Source organism: Nitrospirillum amazonense, from assembly GCF_007828035.1.
Taxonomy (GTDB): domain Bacteria; phylum Pseudomonadota; class Alphaproteobacteria; order Azospirillales; family Azospirillaceae; genus Nitrospirillum; species Nitrospirillum amazonense.
In genome coordinates, this window is the sequence record NZ_VITV01000002.1 from 563,680 (window position 1) to 581,166 (window position 17,487).

17 protein-coding genes are annotated in these 17,487 nt (G+C 66.6%); 11 read left to right on the forward strand and 6 right to left on the reverse strand.

Annotated features, from left to right (window positions below):
• Positions 1-26 precede the first annotated feature (26 nt).
• From FBZ87_RS06540 to FBZ87_RS06570, 7 genes are all read left to right on the forward strand, one after another.
• Positions 27-929, forward strand: coding sequence for a LysR family transcriptional regulator (locus tag FBZ87_RS06540; RefSeq protein WP_145609515.1), 903 nt, complete (start codon positions 27-29; stop codon positions 927-929).
• A gap of 219 nt (positions 930-1,148) precedes the next feature.
• Positions 1,149-1,787: a lysozyme family protein gene (locus tag FBZ87_RS06545; RefSeq protein WP_145609516.1), complete on the forward strand. Its 639-nt coding sequence runs from the start codon at positions 1,149-1,151 to the stop codon at positions 1,785-1,787.
• Positions 1,784-2,215, forward strand: coding sequence for a hypothetical protein (locus FBZ87_RS06550; protein ID WP_145609517.1), 432 nt, complete (start codon positions 1,784-1,786; stop codon positions 2,213-2,215). The genes FBZ87_RS06545 and FBZ87_RS06550 overlap by 4 nt, the downstream gene beginning before the upstream one ends.
• A 132-nt stretch (positions 2,216-2,347) precedes the next feature.
• The gene (locus tag FBZ87_RS06555; RefSeq protein WP_145609518.1) at positions 2,348-2,761 is read left to right on the forward strand and encodes a hypothetical protein; all 414 of its coding nucleotides are present in this window, start codon (positions 2,348-2,350) and stop codon (positions 2,759-2,761) included.
• Positions 2,762-3,193, forward strand: coding sequence for a hypothetical protein (locus FBZ87_RS06560; protein ID WP_145609519.1), 432 nt, complete (start codon positions 2,762-2,764; stop codon positions 3,191-3,193).
• A gap of 23 nt (positions 3,194-3,216) precedes the next feature.
• Positions 3,217-3,678 (forward strand): hypothetical protein, encoded by a 462-nt coding sequence (locus tag FBZ87_RS06565; RefSeq protein WP_145609520.1) that lies wholly within the window; start codon positions 3,217-3,219, stop codon positions 3,676-3,678.
• Positions 3,679-3,746: 68 nt separating this feature from the next.
• Complete coding sequence (locus tag FBZ87_RS06570) at positions 3,747-4,049, forward strand: type 2 periplasmic-binding domain-containing protein (protein ID WP_145609521.1); 303 nt, start codon at positions 3,747-3,749, stop codon at positions 4,047-4,049.
• A 21-nt stretch (positions 4,050-4,070) separates the two neighbouring features.
• Here FBZ87_RS06570 and FBZ87_RS06575 read toward each other — a convergent pair whose 3' ends face one another.
• The gene (locus tag FBZ87_RS06575) at positions 4,071-4,352 is read right to left on the reverse strand and encodes a hypothetical protein (protein WP_145609522.1); all 282 of its coding nucleotides are present in this window, start codon (positions 4,350-4,352) and stop codon (positions 4,071-4,073) included.
• On the reverse strand, positions 4,349-4,993 hold the full coding sequence (locus tag FBZ87_RS06580; protein ID WP_145609523.1) for a hypothetical protein: 645 nt from the start codon (positions 4,991-4,993) through the stop codon (positions 4,349-4,351). The genes FBZ87_RS06575 and FBZ87_RS06580 overlap by 4 nt, the downstream gene beginning before the upstream one ends.
• Before the next feature lie 349 nt (positions 4,994-5,342).
• On the opposite strand from FBZ87_RS06580, the gene FBZ87_RS06585 reads away from it, so the two are divergent.
• From FBZ87_RS06585 to FBZ87_RS06595, 3 genes are all read left to right on the forward strand, one after another.
• Positions 5,343-7,670: a TonB-dependent receptor gene (locus tag FBZ87_RS06585; protein ID WP_145609524.1), complete on the forward strand. Its 2,328-nt coding sequence runs from the start codon at positions 5,343-5,345 to the stop codon at positions 7,668-7,670.
• Positions 7,671-7,968: 298 nt separating this feature from the next.
• Positions 7,969-10,272, forward strand: a complete 2,304-nt coding sequence (locus tag FBZ87_RS06590) for a TonB-dependent receptor (RefSeq protein WP_246134268.1) — start codon at positions 7,969-7,971, stop codon at positions 10,270-10,272.
• 41 nt (positions 10,273-10,313) lie between these two features.
• The gene (locus FBZ87_RS06595; protein ID WP_145609525.1) at positions 10,314-11,786 is read left to right on the forward strand and encodes an esterase/lipase family protein; all 1,473 of its coding nucleotides are present in this window, start codon (positions 10,314-10,316) and stop codon (positions 11,784-11,786) included.
• 4 nt (positions 11,787-11,790) lie between these two features.
• Here the strand turns inward: FBZ87_RS06595 and FBZ87_RS06600 are convergent, their stop codons facing one another.
• Positions 11,791-12,588 carry an SDR family NAD(P)-dependent oxidoreductase gene (locus FBZ87_RS06600; RefSeq protein ID WP_145609526.1) on the reverse strand — a complete coding sequence of 266 codons (798 nt, stop codon included), beginning with the start codon at positions 12,586-12,588 and terminating at the stop codon, positions 11,791-11,793.
• Positions 12,589-12,864: 276 nt separating this feature from the next.
• On the opposite strand from FBZ87_RS06600, the gene FBZ87_RS06605 reads away from it, so the two are divergent.
• On the forward strand, positions 12,865-13,431 hold the full coding sequence (locus FBZ87_RS06605; RefSeq protein ID WP_145609527.1) for a MarR family winged helix-turn-helix transcriptional regulator: 567 nt from the start codon (positions 12,865-12,867) through the stop codon (positions 13,429-13,431).
• A 5-nt stretch (positions 13,432-13,436) separates the two neighbouring features.
• On the opposite strand, the gene FBZ87_RS06610 is transcribed toward FBZ87_RS06605, so the two are convergent.
• From FBZ87_RS06610 to FBZ87_RS06620, 3 genes are read right to left on the reverse strand one after another with little or no spacing between them, the layout of a single operon-like run.
• The gene (locus tag FBZ87_RS06610) at positions 13,437-13,838 is read right to left on the reverse strand and encodes a type II toxin-antitoxin system VapC family toxin (protein WP_246134269.1); all 402 of its coding nucleotides are present in this window, start codon (positions 13,836-13,838) and stop codon (positions 13,437-13,439) included.
• Positions 13,838-14,092 (reverse strand): antitoxin, encoded by a 255-nt coding sequence (locus FBZ87_RS06615; protein WP_244909402.1) that lies wholly within the window; start codon positions 14,090-14,092, stop codon positions 13,838-13,840. The genes FBZ87_RS06610 and FBZ87_RS06615 overlap by 1 nt, the downstream gene beginning before the upstream one ends.
• Before the next feature lie 50 nt (positions 14,093-14,142).
• Entirely contained in the window at positions 14,143-17,403 is a 3,261-nt protein-coding gene (locus FBZ87_RS06620; protein ID WP_145609529.1) for an error-prone DNA polymerase, read from the reverse strand.
• Between the last annotated feature and the right edge of the window lie 84 nt (positions 17,404-17,487).

The window sequence follows — 17,487 nt, forward strand, 5'->3', positions numbered from 1 at the left end:
CAATAAAATAGGGAGGATGGGCGCCCATGCGCTTCCGCCGTTTCGACCTGAACCTGCTGGTGGCCCTGGACGTGCTGCTGGAGGAGCGCAACGTTTCGCGCGCCGCCCACCGCCTGCACCTCAGCCAATCGGCCATGAGCGGGGCGCTGGCCCGACTGCGCGATTATTTCGATGACGAAATCATGGTGATGGTGGGCCGCGCCATGGTGCCCACGCCCCTGGCGCTGGCGTTGGTGGAGCCGGTGCGCGACATCCTGATCCGGGTGCAGACCACCATAGAGGCGCGCCCCACCTTCGACCCCGCCACGGCCCAGCGCGTGTTCCGCGTGGTGGCGTCGGACTATGTGACCGAGGTGGTGCTGGCCCGCGCCATCCGCCGCCTGCGGCGCGAGGCGCCGGGCCTGCGGCTGGAGATCAGCGCCGTGGCCGACGACATCCACGACCGCCTGAACCGGGCCGACGTGGACCTGGTGATCTCCCCCGACGCCTACCTCACCAGCGACCAGCCCAAGGAAATCCTGTTCGAGGAGACGCACAGCTGCGTCGTCTGGCGCGACAACGCGGCCGTGGGCGACAGCCTGACGTTCGAGCAGTACCTGGACATGGCCCACGTGGTGGTGATCATCGGCGGCAAGCGCACCCCGGCCTTCGAGCAATGGTTCCTGGACCGCTACGGCTACGCCCGCACCGTCGGCGCCGTGGCCCCCGACTTCTCCTCCGTCGCCTCCATCCTGGTGGAGACGGACATGATCAGCACCATGCACACCAGGCTTGCCCGCCTTTACGCCCAGCACCTGCCCCTGCGCGTCCTCCCCGCCCCCATCGAGTTCCCGGTGCTGACCGAGATGATGCAGTGGCACTACCAGTTCGACCGCGATCCCGGCCTGATCTGGCTGCGAGGGTACTTGCGGGAATGCGCCGGGGAGTGAGGACGGGGAGCGCTGGTAGAACCGGCGCCGGCGTTTTCAACCGCGCGCCCGGCGCGCGCCGGGATGAGCCCTTTCGGGGAAGGAAAGCGGTATGACGTTCTACCATTCAGGCAGGGCTTGAAACCGCAGGCCCACTTTTCATTTCCCTGGCGTGGGGGCAAGGCATCGCCTGCAAGCCCCATCGCAGCCGTCTTAATGAAAAGGTCCAGGGTCCCGACCATGCTCCTCCCAGCCTTGCGAGAGAACATCAGAACCCTGCTTCTCAGATGGGAAGATCAGGTACTTTGGATGTATTTGGATAGTGAGGGCTTGGTGACGGTAGGCTGTGGCACCCTGTTAGCGACCGCCGAAAGCGCCAGCGCTCTTCCTTTCCTTCATAAGGGCAACAACCAGCCGGCCAGCAAACTTGAGGTCGAAGCCGCTTGGCGCGCCTTGTTCATTGGACACCAGGAGCAGAAGTCCGCCGCGCCCCACAAAAAACACACGGCGGCGCATTATGAGAATGACAGTGATCTACGGATCACCCAAGCAACCGCCAACACCCTTTTGGACGCCCACTTGGATTCGGATCATCTCCATCTAAAACTGATCTATCCCAAGTTCGATGATTTTCCGGACGATGCGAAGCTCGCGTTGTTCGACATGATCTACAATTTGGGCGCTGGGCGCAGCAAAACCCGCCATCACCGGGCCGCCGGACTGATGGCCTATTCAACCATGAACCATGCGATCAATAGCGGCGACTGGGCCAAAGCGGCAAAGTGCTGCTTTCGTCACGGCATCCAAGCCGAGCGCAATAAGGTCACAGCGGCCTTGTTCGAGCGGTGTGCCCAGGCCCAAAAGGGGAGGAGCGTTTGAAGCTCGGTTTCGTATTACCCATCGTCACCATGTTAATGGCGGCGGGGCCGACGGCAGCGCTGGCCGATGATCAATTCCTTGGGAAATGGCACGACAACTCCCCCCAGCGCCGGCCAATGGGGACCCTGGAGATCACCACCGACAAGATCAAGTTGGGGAAAGTCACCTACGATGTCGTGCCCAAGGGACCTTTTGGCAATGGGATCCTCTATGCGGTGAAGGACCTTACGCCGAAGCCCGATCCCCGCCCTTGCGGTGCGAGCGATCCGGCCACCTACTTCATCGTCAAGCCCCTTCCCCCAGATCCCATCGTCCCGCAGGCAACCATTTTGGTGATCTTCTATTCCGGCGCCAACGCGCCCAGGCCGGAAACGCTGGACAGTGATGTTGGCGTTTGCGGTCAGCATCCCTTTGGGCGGAGCAAGTAGCGCCTGCGCGATCGGGACATGGCACGTGGTAGTGATCATGGGCGGACAGCACACCCTGCGTTCGGGCAGTGGCTCTCAGTTCCAGCGCTGCGTTGACAGGAGACCCGCTTGAACCACGGGATTGCCCGCACCTTGCCCATCGTGACCCTGCTCATGCTCGGGGCGAACGCCGCCTGGGCGGATGAGCAAATCATGGGCAAGTGGAAGGACAATTCCCCCCAGCGCGCGCCTATCGGCGCCTTGGAGGTGACGAACGACAAGATCACCCTAGGGAAGGTCACCTATGACGTGGCGCCGGTCGGACCCTTCGGCGCCGGCACCCTCTACGCGGTCAAGGGTCTCAGCCAGAAAGCCGATCCCTATGGCTGCGGTCCCTCCCACAAGGTGACCTATCTGATCCTTCAGCCCAACACGCCGGACACCAGTTCCCTTTCAACGTATCTTCGGGTCACCTTTTATTCGGGCCCGGAAGCGCCAAAACCCGAAACGCTGAGCAATGACATGTGGGTCTGTGGCGCGCATCCGTTCGCCCGGGACAGGAAATAGATGAGGCGCGGCATTTCATCGGCGCTGCTGTCCTTGCCCCTGCTGCTGATGGGCACGGCACCGGCGTGGGCCGATGATCGTTTCCTGGGGAAATGGACCGACTCAGCCCCCAAGAACAATCCGATGGGCCCGCTTGACATCACCAGCGACAAGATCACCGTGGGGAAGGTCACCTATGAGGTGACCCAGGCCGGCCCCTTTGGCGAGGGCGTCCTGTACACGGTCAACGGCCTGAACCGGAAAACCGATCCCAATGGCTGCGGCCCCACCAAGAAGCTCAGCCACATCATCGTGCGGCCCAAGCCCACCATCTCCAACGCCACCTACAGCGCCATCGTGGTGACCTTCTATGCGGCACCGGAGGCGCCCAAGCCGGACACCCTCAACGAGATGGCGGTTTGCGGCGAGCATCCCTTCGGCCGGAAAGAATAAGCATCGACGGCCGCCGAGGCGTGATGGTGGCGCAGTTCAAGAAGGCAAGCACAATGCGCCGCCATCCCTTGCCGTTATTCTTGCCGGCCCTGCTCCTGCTCGGGGCGAACTCGGCCCACGCCGACGACCAGATTCTGGGCAGGTGGATGGACAATTCCCCCCAACGCGCGCCCATCGGCGCCTTGGAGGTGACGAGGGACAAGATCACCCTGGGGAAAGTCACTTACGACGTGACGCCAGCCGGGGCCTTCGGCAAGGGCACCCTCTACGCGGTCAAAGGCCTCAACCAGAAAGCCGATCCCTATGGCTGCGGCCCCACCGGCAAGCTGACCTACCTGATCATGGAACCCTTGCCGCCGGATCCCTCCGTCAATCAGGAAGCCCTGTTGGTGATCTTCTACTCCGGCCCGAACGCGCCCAAGCCGGAAACGATCAAGACCGACTTCGGCGTTTGCGGACAGCATCCCTTTGGACGGGGCAAGTAGCGCTCCTGCAACCCGCTGGGCCGTGGACGACGGCCTATGGCTTAAGTGCCCCTGACACGGCCCATGTAGTGGTGGCGATCGGCGGCAAGCGCACCCCGGCCTTCGAGCAATGGTTCCTGGACCGCTACGGCTACGCCCGCACCGTCGGCGCCGTGGCCCCCGACTTCTCCTCCGTCGCCTCCATCCTGGTGGAGACGGACATGATCAGCACCATGCACACGCGCCTGGCCCGCCTCTACGCCCAGCACCTGCCCCTGCGCGTCCTCCCCGCCCCCATCGAGTTCCCGGTGCTGACCGAGATGATGCAGTGGCACTACCAGTTCGACCGCGATCCTGGCCTGATCTGGCTCAGGGGGTATTTGCGGGAGTGAGCGGAGAAGTAAGGGGCGGCGTCAGGCCGGATGCCCCGACATCGCCAGCCCGGCGCCCAGCAAGGTCAGAGCGAAGCACAACACCAGCATGATCTTGAGGAAAGGCCGCCGCTGGCTCCACCGGTTCCCGGGCAGGTCGGCGGCCAACAACAGCCCCCAGGCGCCGATGGTCGCGGCGGCCATGCCCAGCGTGGCAACCTCATAGCGCTTGTCGGCCTGGGCGAAAAACGCCAGCAGGCCGCCCAGCAGTATCAGCCACTGCCCATAGCGACCAACCCAACCACGAAAGGTCACCAGCGTCATCTCATCATCCGCCGATTATACTCACTCGAATACCGGGGCCATAACCGCCCCAGGCGCGCGGCCTCCCAGGAACCGCCGGGCATGAGATGCCCGGTTATGGCGCCCAAGGCGGTCGACACCGTGGCCCGCGCCGTCGCGGTGCTGAGCGCCGCCCCACTGAGCGCCGCCGCCCCTGCCACCTCCGGCAGCATGGTCGTGACGGCGGCGCCAACAACAACACCCGCCCCCACGGCGAAGATGTCCTGCGCCAAGGCGGAGTAGAAGCTGGGTGGATTGTAGATCCCTTGAATGTCCGGCATCTTTCCACCGAAATTCTTGGTGGCGTAGTAGTCGAATTCCCGATCCGACAGAGCGAAGGGCCATTCGTCCGGGTCTTGGGTGACCTGGAACTTGGTCATGATCATCCAGGAATAGAATGGTCCCCAGCCAGGCTTATGGCGGAAGGTATCCAGCTCCTTCTCGAATGCTTGTCGGAAAGTGTCGCTTCTGCGGATCAGGCATAGCCCCGCCACCAGGACGCGCGCCCTCAGTGGATCGGATGTCTGGTTCAGCAGCGCGAAGTCGCAATTCGCTTCGTTCAGCAGCAAGGCCAGGGCGTCGTCCTTAAGCCAACGATGGTTCACGGTGACGGTGTCGGCCATCTTTCATTCCCTTCCGTTTACCCGCTATGCGATAAGCAAACTGAGCCGCCCTTCAAATATGGCCCGGCGGCGGATCGACAAGCTGGCTGTCCGGAAGGTGTAGGCGGAAGGGGTCTTTCACTCAATTCATGTGAAAGATTGCTGACCGCCAATTTCATCATTTCCCCCGATACACCCCTATCCAGCCTATCGATTTGATGAATGCATAATTGCGTTCTACCTTTGCCTGTAGCGGCACAGCAGGCGCCCGGGAACCGGCGCCCCGGCCCTTAGTCCCTTGGAAGAGCACGGGGTTTTCCCCGTGGGGGCTATGGGCCGGTCAACAAGGCCGCGCAGGGAGTGATCACATATGCACCGGATCGTGCGTCCGGCGACGGCTGCCGTCGCCCTTATGCTGACGCCTGGCGTGGGCCTTGCCCTCCTCTCCTCAACCGCCGTGGCGCAGAGCGCGGCCCCCGCCGCCCCCGCCGCGAAGGGCGCCGGCGCCAGCGCCGCCGCCGCGGCGGAAACCAACCAGCTTGAGGACATCGTCGTCACCGCCGAGCGGCGGGAGCAGAGCCTGCAGAACGCGCCCATCGCCGTGTCGGCCCTGGGCGGGGCGGCGCTGAAGGATGCGGGCGTGGCCGACGTGTCGGACCTGACGCGCAGCGTGCCCTCGGTGGTGATCGCCCCGGCGGCGGGCGGGGTGCCGCAGGTCTATGTGCGCGGCATCGGCACCTTCGCCTCCAACCAGTATGCCGAGCAGTCGGTGGCGGTGAACCTGGACGGCATCTACATCTCCCGCCCCGCCGGGGCCAACGGCTTCTTCTACGACATCCAGCGGGTGGAGGTGCTGAAGGGCCCGCAGGGCACGCTGTACGGCCGCAACGCCTCGGGCGGGGCGCTGAACGTGCTGCCGGAGACGCCGAAGCTGGACGCGCTGTCGGCCGCCGCCACGCTGGACATCGGCAATTACGACCTGCGCAAGGGCGACGCCTATGTCAACGTGCCGCTGAGCGACAAGGCGGCGCTGCGCGCCTCCGGCATGGTGATCGACCGCAAGGGCTACCTGACCGACGGCTACAACGACGACCAGGGCCAAGCGGGGCGCCTGCAACTGCTGCTGGAGCCGACGGAGGACTGGCGGGTGCGCCTGTCGGGCGACTATTACCACCGGGGCGGCAAGGGCTCCGGCCAGGTGCAATACCCCTACGCCGATGCCGACAACCCCTGGATCGGCCCGTCCGACCCGCGCGAGGTCGCCGCCTATTACGCCGGGCTGCCGGCGGCCTCCGCCCACAACCCGCTGATCAGCAACGCCAAAAGCGACGGCTTCATCGACGACCAGTTCTGGGGCACGCACGCCGAGATCAACCACGATTTCAGCTTCGCCACCCTGACCGTCATCCCCGCCTATCGCGAGGTGCATGAGGACTACCTGTCCTACATCCCCTCCGCCTTCCGGGTGCAGAGCGACGCCCAGCAGAAGTCGGTGGAGGCGCGGCTGGCGTCCCGGGACGGCGGGCCGCTGACCTGGCTGGCCGGCGTCTATTACTTCACCGAGGATGTGGCGGCTAATCAGGACTATGACCACTGGGTCCAGGAAACGGTGATCGACAGCACGCTGACGGACGAGACGGTGGCCGCCTTCGGCCAGCTGACCTATGCGCTGACCGACAGCCTGCGCCTGACGGCCGGCGGCCGCTTCACCCATGAGGAGAAGACGCAGGACACGCAGTTCGGCACCGCCACCTTCAGCCCGGCCAAGCCCACGCTGTCCACCCGCGCCGACGACCGCATCTGGAACGCCGCCACCTGGAAGGTGGGCGTGGATTACGACCTGGCGCCGCAGTCGCTGCTGTATGCCAACATCGGCACCGGCTTCAAGGCGGGCGGCTTCTTCGCCAGCGCCGGGCCCGACACCTTCAATCCGGAGCACCTGACGGCCTACAGCATCGGTGTGAAGAACCGCTTCTGGGACAACCAGGTGCAGCTGAACGTCGAGGCCTTCGATTATGAATACCGCGACCAGCAGATCAGCTATCTGGCGCCCTCGCTGACCGGGGTGTCCAGCTTCCCCTACGCGCCCGTGTTCGTGACCCAGAACGTGGGCCGGTCGCGCATCCGGGGGCTCGAGGTGGAGGGGCGGTGGAAGGCCACGGCGCAGGACCTGCTGACCGCCAACGTGCAGTATATCGACAGCCGCTACACCAGCTTCACCTACAGCTATTTCTCCAACTTCGGCGCCCCGCCCTCCGTCGGCTGTCCCTACAGCGTGGCGACGGGGGCCAGCCCGGCACCCGTCCCACCCTCCGCCATCTACTCGGTGAACTGCAGCGGCAAGCCCGGCACCAACGCCCCGCGCTGGACCGCCAACCTGGGCTATGAGCATGAGTTCCGCTTCGCCGATGGGTCCGGCCTGACGGCGGCGGCGGACATGTACCTCTCCGCCTCCTACTACACCGCCTACGATTATTTGGCGAAGCAGGTGCAGGGCGGCTATCACATGACCAACCTGCGCCTGACCTACAACGCGGCGGACGACCTGTGGTCCGTCACCGGCTATGTCAACAACGTGGAAAACCAGGCGGTGGTCAGCACCAGCTTCCAGCCCAACCAGGCCTTCGGCAACGGCCTGAACTACGCCAACATCCGCCCGCCGCGCACCTACGGCGTCCGCGCCACCGTGCGGTACTGAGGGCCCGGTATTGAATGGCCCGGCGCATTAATAAAACCGTGTTTCACAAATACTGATTGAAGGAACCGCGCCGTTTCCGCCCACCAGGCAAGGTCAGGGGGCGGGGCGGCGCCGTTCGCCCGTGTGTTCCCGCCGCATCAGTGACAAATTCTTATAAAAACGTATTATTATTTCGTTGCGCGGAACGCTTCTTTTCTGTCTCCTGCCCCCCGTCTGCATAGGCACGAATGGCGTCCGCCCAAGCGGCGCCCCGGACCCGCCAGGGCCCGGCCAACAGCGCCATGCGTTGGGGACACAGATGAACCGACTGTTCCGGCCGGCGACGGCCATGGCCACCCTTTTCCTGGCCACTGCCCCCTTTGCCGCCTCCTTCGCCGCCGCCGCAGGGGCCACCAATGGCGCCGACCCGGCGGATGCCGCATCCGATGCCGTGCTGAAGGACATCGTGGTCACGGCGGAACAGCGGATGGAGACGCTGCAGTCCGCCCCCATCGCCGTCCAGGCCGTGACCGGCGACAGCCTGGCGGCCGGCAGCCTGACCAACACCGCCGACCTGGCCCGCGCCCTGCCCGCCCTGGTGGTGGCGCCGGCCGCCGGCGGGACGCCGCAGCTCTATGTGCGCGGCATCGGCACCTATATCATCAGCAGCTATGCCGAGCCGGCGGTGGCCTTCAACCTGGACGGCGTCTACGTCGCCCGCCCGGCCGGCGCCAGCCTGGTGTTCTATGACCTGCAGCGGCTGGAGCTGCTGCCCGGGCCGCAGGGCACGCTGTACGGCCGCAACGCCTCGGCCGGCGTGCTGAACGTCGTGCCGGAGGTGCCGGTGCTGGGCCAGACGTCGGGCCACGCCTCGCTGGAGTTCGGCAATTACAATTTGCGCAAGGGCGAGGGTGCCCTGAACGTGCCACTCTCGACCAAGGCGGCGTTGCGCGTGGCGGCCCAGGTGGTGGACCGCAAGGGCTATCTCTCCGACGGCTATGATGACGACCAGAGCCAGGCCGGCCGCGTGCAGGTGCTGCTGGAGCCGGCGGACGACCTGCATGTGCGCCTGGCCGCCGACTACGCCCACCGGGGCGGCAAGGGCGACGCCCAGGTGCAATACCCCTTCGTGAACGGCGACAACCCCTGGATCGGCCCGTCCGACCCGGCGGCGGTGAAGGCCTATTACGCCGCCCTGCCGCCGCTGGCCAGCCGGAACCCGCTGATCCGCAACGCCCGGAACGACGGCTTCATCGACGACAGGTCGTGGGGCCTGAAGGCCGACATCGTGAAGGACTTCAGCTTCGCCACCCTGACCCTCACCCCGGCCTATCGCGGCATGGATGAGGATTACCTGGCCTATGTGCCCAGCGCCTTCAGCCTGACCGCCCGCTCCCGCGCCACCTCCATCGACGCGCGCCTCACGTCCAACGGCCAGGGACCGCTGAGCTGGGTGGGCGGCGTCAGCTATTTCAATGAGCAGCTCTACGGCAACCAGTATTACGACAACTACATCCAGCACGCCGTGGGCAAGGGCGACCTGGACACCGAGTCCGAGGCCGCGTACGGCCAGGTGACCTACGCCGTGGCGCCGGACCTGCGCCTGACCGCCGGCGGCCGCCTGTCGCACGAGGAAAAGGCGCAAACCATCCTGTTCGGCAGCAATACCTTCACCGCCGCCTTTCCCACCCTGCTGCCCCGCCAGGACACGCACGACTGGAACGGCGCCAGCTGGAAGGTGGGGGCGGATTACGACGTGGCCCCCGGCTCCCTGCTGTACGCCAGCGTCGCCACCGGCTTCAAGGCGGGGGGCTTCTTCTCCTCCCCCGTCAACCAGCGCGACTACTATGGGCCGGAGCATCTGACGGCCTACACCGTGGGCCTGAAGAACAGCCTTCTGGGCGGCAAGGCCCAGGTGAACCTGGAGGCGTTCGATTACGAATACCGCGACCAGCAGATCACCTATACCGCCCCGGTGCAGACCGGCGTGCCGCTGGCGCCCTACGCCGCCCTGCTGGTGACGCAGAACGCCGGCCGGGCGCACATGCGCGGCCTGGCCGTGGACGGCAAGTGGCAGGTGACGGCGGACGATCTGCTGACCGCCAGCGGCCAGTACCTGGACACCGCCTACGACGATTTCCACTACCGCTACTACAGCGGCCTGGGCGCCTCGCCGGCCGTGGGCTGCGCCTACACCAACGCCTCGGCCACGGCGGTGCCCAAGCCCATCGGCGCCGCCCGGATCTGGGCGGTGGATTGCGCCGGCAAGCCCGCCATCAATGCCCCGCGCTGGACCGCCATCGTCGGCTACCAGCATGACTTCCGCCTGGACGGTGGCGGCACCGTCACGGCGGCGGCGGACGTGCACCTCTCCTCCTCCTACCAGACCGCGTACGACTACGCGCCGCAGCAGCTGCAGGGCGGCTACCACATGACCAACCTGCGCCTGACCTACACCCCGGACCATGGGTGGTGGAGCCTGACGGGCTATATCAACAACGTGGAGAACCAGGCGGTGGTGACCAGCGGCTACCAGCCCGCCCAGGCCCTGGGTGCCGGCTACAACACCGCCAGCATCCGCCCGCCCCGCCTGTATGGCGTGCGGGTGCGGGTGGCGTATTAAGGGGCTATGCTGCGCTCTGGGGTGACGCTTGCGGGGGGCTCATGATCCTGGTTTTCGTGCATGGCTGGAGCGTCACCAGCACAGCGACCTACGGCGGCCTGCCGGACGCCCTGGCGGTACAGGCGGCGCTGACGGCGCCCGGCCTGAACCTGACGGTGGTGCAAATCCACCTGGGCAGCTACGTCAGCTTCCAGGATGCCGTCACCATGGCCGACGTGGTGCGGGCCTTCGACCGGGCGCTGCGCGATGCGCTGCTGCCGCCCGGCGCCCCGGCGGGGACGCCCCTGCCCGACTTCTCCTGCGTCACCCATTCCACCGGCGGGCCGGTGGTGCGGGAATGGGTGAGCCGCCTTTATGACGGTGGGACGGGGGGTGGCGCGGGGCTGCGACGGCCGCCGCTGCGCCACCTGGTCATGCTGGCGCCCGCCAACCACGGCTCCCCCCTCGCCACCCTGGGCAAGGAGCGGGTGGGCCGCATCAAGGCCTTCTTCAACGGCGTGGAACCGGGGGAGCGCATCCTGGACTGGCTGGCCCTGGGCAGCACAGACCAGTGGCGCCTGAACGGCCGCTGGCTGGACTATGACCCCCTGGCCGTGGACCTCTACCCTTTCGTGCTGACCGGACAGACCATCGACGCCCACTTCTACGACTTTCTCAATTCCTACCTGGCGGAGGAAGGGTCGGATGGCGTGGTGCGCGTGGCGGGGGCCAACCTGAACTGCCTGTTCCTGAGGCTGAATGAGATGGCGACGGCGGTGACCAACCCGCATCCGCATTTCAACGGGCAGCCGGCCGCCGTGCTCAGCCCCGACGGCGGGCCCCGGACGCCGCAGCCGCCCCTGGCCTTTGGCGTCATTCCCGACGCCAGCCATTCCGGCGACCGCCTGGGCATCATGGGCAGCGTCACGCCCCAGAACGCCGCCGCCAAGCCTGTGGTGGCGGAAATCCTGCACTGCCTGCAGGTCGACAGCCCGGCGGCCTATGGCGCCCGCGTGGCGGCGCTGGCGGCCCTGACCGACGCCACGCAGCAGGCCGTGGCCCTGGCCAGGCCGGATGAAGGGCAACGCCACAGCCAACTGGTCTTCCGCATCCGCGACGACCAGGGCGACGCGGTGGACGATTTCGACCTCTACCTGCTGGGCGGCCCGGACTACACCCCCGACGACCTGCCCAAGGGCTTCTTCGTCGACCGGCAGCGCAACAGCGTCTCACCCAACTGCCTGGTCTACTATCTGGATTACGACGTCATGGCGCAGCTGCCCGGCGCCCATTTCGGCCTGCGCGTCCAGGCGCGGCCCGCCACCGGCGACGGCTTCGTCGGCTATGCCCCGGTGGAGTTCCGCACCGACGGCGCCGGCCTGGCCGTGGCGCTGAAACCCAACCAGACGACCTACGTCGACGTGGTGCTGAGGCGCCACGTCGATCGCGCGGTCTTCCGCCTGGGGCCGGTGACGCCCGCCCCGCTGGACTTCAAGGACCGCAAGCCCAGCGGGACGGACGTCGACACGCCCTGACGGATCAGCCAGCCTTGTAGCGGTCGGCGGCGTGGTTGCGCGACAGGTTGGGGCCCAGGGCGTAGCGGGCCTTGTTCACCGCGTCGAAATCCGCCGGGTTGGGCAGCGAGGGGATGGTGACCAACTCGCCCTGGTCCAGGCCGGCCAGGGCCGCCTCCACCATCTCGCCCACCTCCATGACCATGTTCTGGTCCAGGTCGTCGAAGGACTTGCCCACGCGCTCGAAAATCTCCGTCCGCGTCAGGCCGGGCAGCACGGCCTGGAACTTCACGGCCTTGCCGGCCTTGGCGGTTTCCGCCTGCAGCGACTGGGTCAGCGCCAGGACGAAGGCCTTGGTGGCGACATAGGTGGCGCTGAACATCTCCGGGATCAGGGCGACGACGGAGGCGACGTTGACCACGGTTCCGGCGCCCTTGGCGGCGAAGGCGTCGGCGGCGGCGATGGCCAGGCGGTTCACCGCCGTGACGTTCACCGCGATCATGGTGTCCTGATAGGCGATGTCGCTGCCCAGCGAGCCCTCCTTGGGGCCCAGGCCGGCGTTGTTCACCAGCAGGGTGATGGCGGCGTCGGTGCGCAGGCGCTGCTCCACCGTCTCCACGTCGGCCTGGTTGGCCAGGTCGGCGGCCAAGACCTCGACCTTGACGCCGGTCTCGGCCCGCAGCCGGGCGGCCGCTTCTTCCAGCCGGCCCTGGTTGCGGGCGACCAGGATCAGGTCATAGCCGCGACGGGCCAGGCGGTCGGCATAGGTGGCGCCGATGCCGGAGGAGGCGCCGGTGACGAGGGCGGTACCTTTGGTGCTCATGGGAGTTTCCCTTTGAAAGAAGCGGTGGAAGTGGGGCGCCATCGGCGTCGTTGATCACGAAGCTGGTATATGCCACTATTATCATGCAAGTCAATCGGACTTGTGAACCCCAAGCCCCGCGCCGGGGGCATTGCAGGGCGGGCGCCGTCGCCGGGCTGCTGGCCCATATGACGACGCGCCGGGACAGATGCCCCCTGTGATGGTGGGAATGGCCCTAACCGCCGGGGGCGCCTATTCTGGCCCGCTGGTCTTGGAAATACCGGTTTTGAAAGGATCATGGAGTTGGATGAGCCCGCCCCCACAGCCGCCGTCCCCATAGCCGCCGCTCCCACAGCATCTGCCCCGACGGCGACGGCGTCGAATGAAGGCCCATCGGACCGCTGGGGCTGGGACTATTGCACCAACACCGCCGTGCGCCGTGCCGCCCGCCGTTTGGGCCAGCTCTATGGCGACGTGACGGCACCGGCCGGCCTGATGCCCACCCAGCACACCCTGCTGACCCACCTGAAGCTGGCCGCCGCCGCGTCCGACCCCGCCGCCGGCACGCTGCAGAACCTGGCCGCCGCCATGGTCATGGACCTGTCGGCCCTGGGCCACACCCTGAAGCCGCTGATCCGCGACGGCTATGTCGAGTTGGTGCCCGACGCCAAGGACCGCCGCGTCAAGCGCGCCCGCCTGACGGCGGCGGGCGAGGCCAAGCAGGCCGAGGGGCTGGCGCTGTGGCATGTGGCGCAAAGCCGCTTCGACGCCCTGTTCGGCGCGGAGGAATCCGCCGCCCTGCGCCGCGCCCTGGCCATCGTGGCGTCAGAGGAGTTCGCGGCGGCGTTCAAGAAGAAGGAATAAGCGCGCTATCCCCGCAGCCAGTTTTCCACCCGCAATCCTTCGATACGGGCGAATTCACGCTCGTTGTCAGTCACGAGAATGTAGTCGAGGGCCATACATTGGGCGGCAATAAGCATGTCATTGGCCCCGATAGGCTGCCCCATCCCCTCCAAGCGCGCCCGTAACTGTGCATAGAATTCATCAGCAGGTGCTTCGAACGGCAAGATATCGAGCATCTCAAGGGCACTTTCGACCCTGGCTGTCAGGGCTGGGAGCCCTTTCTTGGCAACGCCAAAACGCAACTCCGCCGCCACGATGATGCTGGTGCAAAGGGCCGCAGGCTCCACCAAACGAGCCTGTTCCGTCGCCATCCCATCCGGATGGCGGATCATATGGGAAATGATGTTGGTATCCAGCAGGTAGCGCACTATAGCGACACATCTTCGGCTGGCAGATCGTCAATAGCGGGAAAATCCTCGTCCAAAGGTTCCCAGCTATCCAGCAATGCCACGAAGGATTTGAGCTTGACCGGTTCAATGATCAACCGGTTCCCCTCCTTGCGCATGACCGCATCCTCTCCCGGTAATTCGAATTCCCGGGGGATGCGAACGGCTTGATTACGGCCATTCTTGAATAATTTGACGTGACGCTCCGGAAACATGACGCCCTCACGATCTGGCATATGCCATAGCATAGGTCATTCGCTCGCTAATTTCCAGGGCAGCCCGGCCCTCACCTGAAATTCCGCCCATCCGGGAAGGTCGCATCCGCGCGGCGGGCGGGGACGGCACCGGTGGGTTCGTCCAGGCGGGACAGCAGGTCGGAGTAATCGATCAGGCGCTCGGCGCGCACGTGGGTGACGGGGGTGGCGCTGGGGCCCCGGTCCTGGGTGGGGGCGATCACCTTCTCCACCCGCCCCAGGCACAGCAGCAGGCGGCTGCCCAGGATGTGGCGGCGGAAGGCGGTGAAGGTTTCGGGCATCAGCACCAGGTTGGCGATGCCGCTCTCATCCTCCAGCGTGATGAAGATGACGCCCTTGCTGCTGCCCGGCCGCTGGCGCACCAGCACCAGGCCGGCCAGGGCCACGCGGCTGCCGTCGGCCAGGGTCTCCAACGTCTCCATGCGCATCAGGGGATAGCGGCGGACCATTTTCTCCTTGGGCTCCGCCGCGAACCGGTCCAGCCGGGCTACCACGTCATCGCGCACCAGGCTCATGGGGTGGCGCTTCAGCGACAGGGACAGGCGGGTATAGTCCTCCACCAGGTGCTCGCCCAGGGTCATGGCCGGCAGGGTGGCGATGGACGGGTCCTCCGCCCACGGGTCGCCCGTCCCCTCCTCCTCCGCGTTCAGCGCCAGATCCAGCAGGGGCGGCAGCCGTTCGCCCAGGGCGCTGACCGCCCACAGCGCCTGGCGCCGGTCCAGGCCCATGGACTGGAAGGCGTCGGCCTCCGCCAGCAGTTCCAGGGTGCGCGGCGCCAGGCGGGCGCGGCGCCAGAGATCATGCGGGCTGGCGAAGGGCTCATGCCCCCGCGCCTCCAGCAGGGGCTGCACCGCCGCCTCGCTCAGGCCCTTGGCCAGGCGCAGGCCCAGGCGCAGGGTCTGGAAACGCTGCCCCCGCGCCGGCGGCTCCAGCCGGCTGTCCCAGTCGGAATGGTTCACGTCCGGCGGCAGCACCACCACGTCATGCTCCCGGGCGTCGCGCACGATCTGCGCCGGGGCGTAGAAACCCATGGGCAGGCTGTTCAGCAGGGCGCAGGCGAAGACATCGGGATAGTGGCATTTGATCCAGGCGGAGACGTAAACCAGCTTGGCGAAGCTGGCGGCATGGCTTTCCGGAAAGCCGTAGGTGGAGAAGCCCTTGATCTGGTTGAAGCAGCGCTCGGCGAATTCCGCCGTATAGCCGTTCTTCAGCATCCCGTTGCGGAATTTTTCCTCGAACGTGTCGATATCGCCCAGCTTGCGGAAGCTGGCCATGGCCCGGCGCAAGGCGTCGGCCTCCGCCCCGGTGAAGCCGGCGCCGACGATGGCGATCTGCATGGCCTGTTCCTGGAACAGGGGCACGCCCAGCGTCTTCTTCAGCACCTTCTTCAGCGCCTCGGACGGATAGTCCACCGGCTCCAGCCCCTGGCGGCGGCGCAGGTAGGGATGGACCATGCCGCCCTGGATGGGCCCGGGGCGGACAATGGCCACCTGCACCACCAGGTCATAGAACTCGCGGGGGCGCAGGCGGGGCAGCATGGACATCTGCGCCCTGCTCTCCACCTGGAACACGCCCAGGGTGTCGGCGGCGCACAGCATGTCGTAGGTCGCCACGTCGCCCTGCGGAACCGTGGCCAGCGTCAAGTCGCGGCCATAATGATCCCGCAGCAGGGTGAACGCCCGGCGCAGGCAGCTGAGCATGCCGAGGCCCAGGACATCGACCTTCATCAGGCCGGCGGCGTCCAGATCGTCCTTGTCCCACTCGATGTTCTGCCTGTCCTCCATGGCCGCGTTCATGATGGGGCAGAATGTCGCCAGCGGCTTGGGCGTGATGACGAAGCCGCCGACATGCTGCGACAGGTGGCGGGGGAATTTCGAAATCTGGCCCGTCAGGTCCAGCACCTGGCGCAGCAGCGGGTCGTCGGGGTCCAGCCCGGCCTCCCGCGCCCGCTCCTCCTCCGGTGTGCCGGTGCCCCAGCCGGAGATCATGGCCGACAGCTGGCCCACCGTGTCCTGGCTCATGCCCATGGCCTTGCCCACATCGCGCACCGCCCCGCGCGAGCGGTAGCAGATGACGGTGGCGGCGATGGCGGCGTGATCGCGGCCGTACTTCTCGTAGATGTGCTGGATCACCTCCTCCCGCCGCTCATGCTCGAAATCCACGTCGATGTCCGGCGGCTCGTTGCGCGCGCTGGAGATGAAGCGCTCGAACAGCAACCCGCTTTCCACCGGATCGATGGAGGTGATGCCCAGGCAGTAGCAGACGGCGGAGTTGGCGGCCGATCCCCGCCCCTGGCAGAGGATGCCCTGCTCGTTGGCGAACCTCACGATCTCATAGACCGTGAGGAAGTAGGAGGCGTAGCCCAGCTCTCCGATCAGGGCCAATTCCTTGTCGATCTGCTTTTCGACATCTTCCGGCACGCCCGCCGGGTACCGTTTGCGGGCCCCCTCCGCCGTCAGTTGGGCCAGGCGGCCCTGTGGCGTCTCCCCCGGTCCGACTTCCGCCGGGTACAGGTAATCCTTGCGCAATTCGCTGATGGAAAAGGTGCAGGCCTCCACGATGTCGCGAATGCGGGCCAGGGCGCGGGGGTGGCGGTGGAACAGGCGCGCCATCTCCTCCGGCCGCTTCAGATGGCGCTCGGCGTTGGCGGCCAGGCGCCAGCCCGCCGTCTGGATGGTGCAATGCTCACGGATACAGGTCATCACGTCCTGCAGCGCCCGCCGGCCGGGGTGGTGGTAATGCACGTCGTTGGTGGCCAGCGGCGACAGGCCATGCGCCTCGGCCAAAGCCGCCAGCCGGTCCAGACGCCGGGCGTCGTCGCCCTGGTAGCGATGGGTTAGGCACAGGCTGAGGGTGCGGCCGAAACGGCGGCGGTAATCGGCCAGGTCGGCGGTGAAGTCCGCGTCAAGAGTGTCCGGCGGCACCACCGCCATCATCTGGCCGGCGGCGTGTTCCTCGACATCCGCGCGGGTCAGGAAGCATTGCCCCTTGGGCGCCCGGCGCATGCCCACCGTCAGCAGGGTGGACAGGCGGCCATAGGCCGCGCGGTCGGTCGGCCAACACAGCAGCGAGGGGCCGTCCGTCAAATCCAGCCGCGCGCCCACCACCAGGCGGAAATCCAGCTCGCGCGCCGCCGCATGCGCCTGCACCACTCCCGCCAGGCTGTTGCGGTCGGTCAGCGCCATGGCGCGATGCTCCAGCGCCTTGGCCGCCTCCACCAGCTCACCGGCCTTGGAGGCACCGCGCAGGAAGCTGAAATTGCTGGCGACTTGAAGTTCTGAGTAGCTTTGCATGTTCCCTCAGACGCCGGGCGGGCGCATCCGCGCCCTTGGCTTTGTCCTCAGTTTCCAGTCCGCTACGCTCCCCGGAAACTTCCG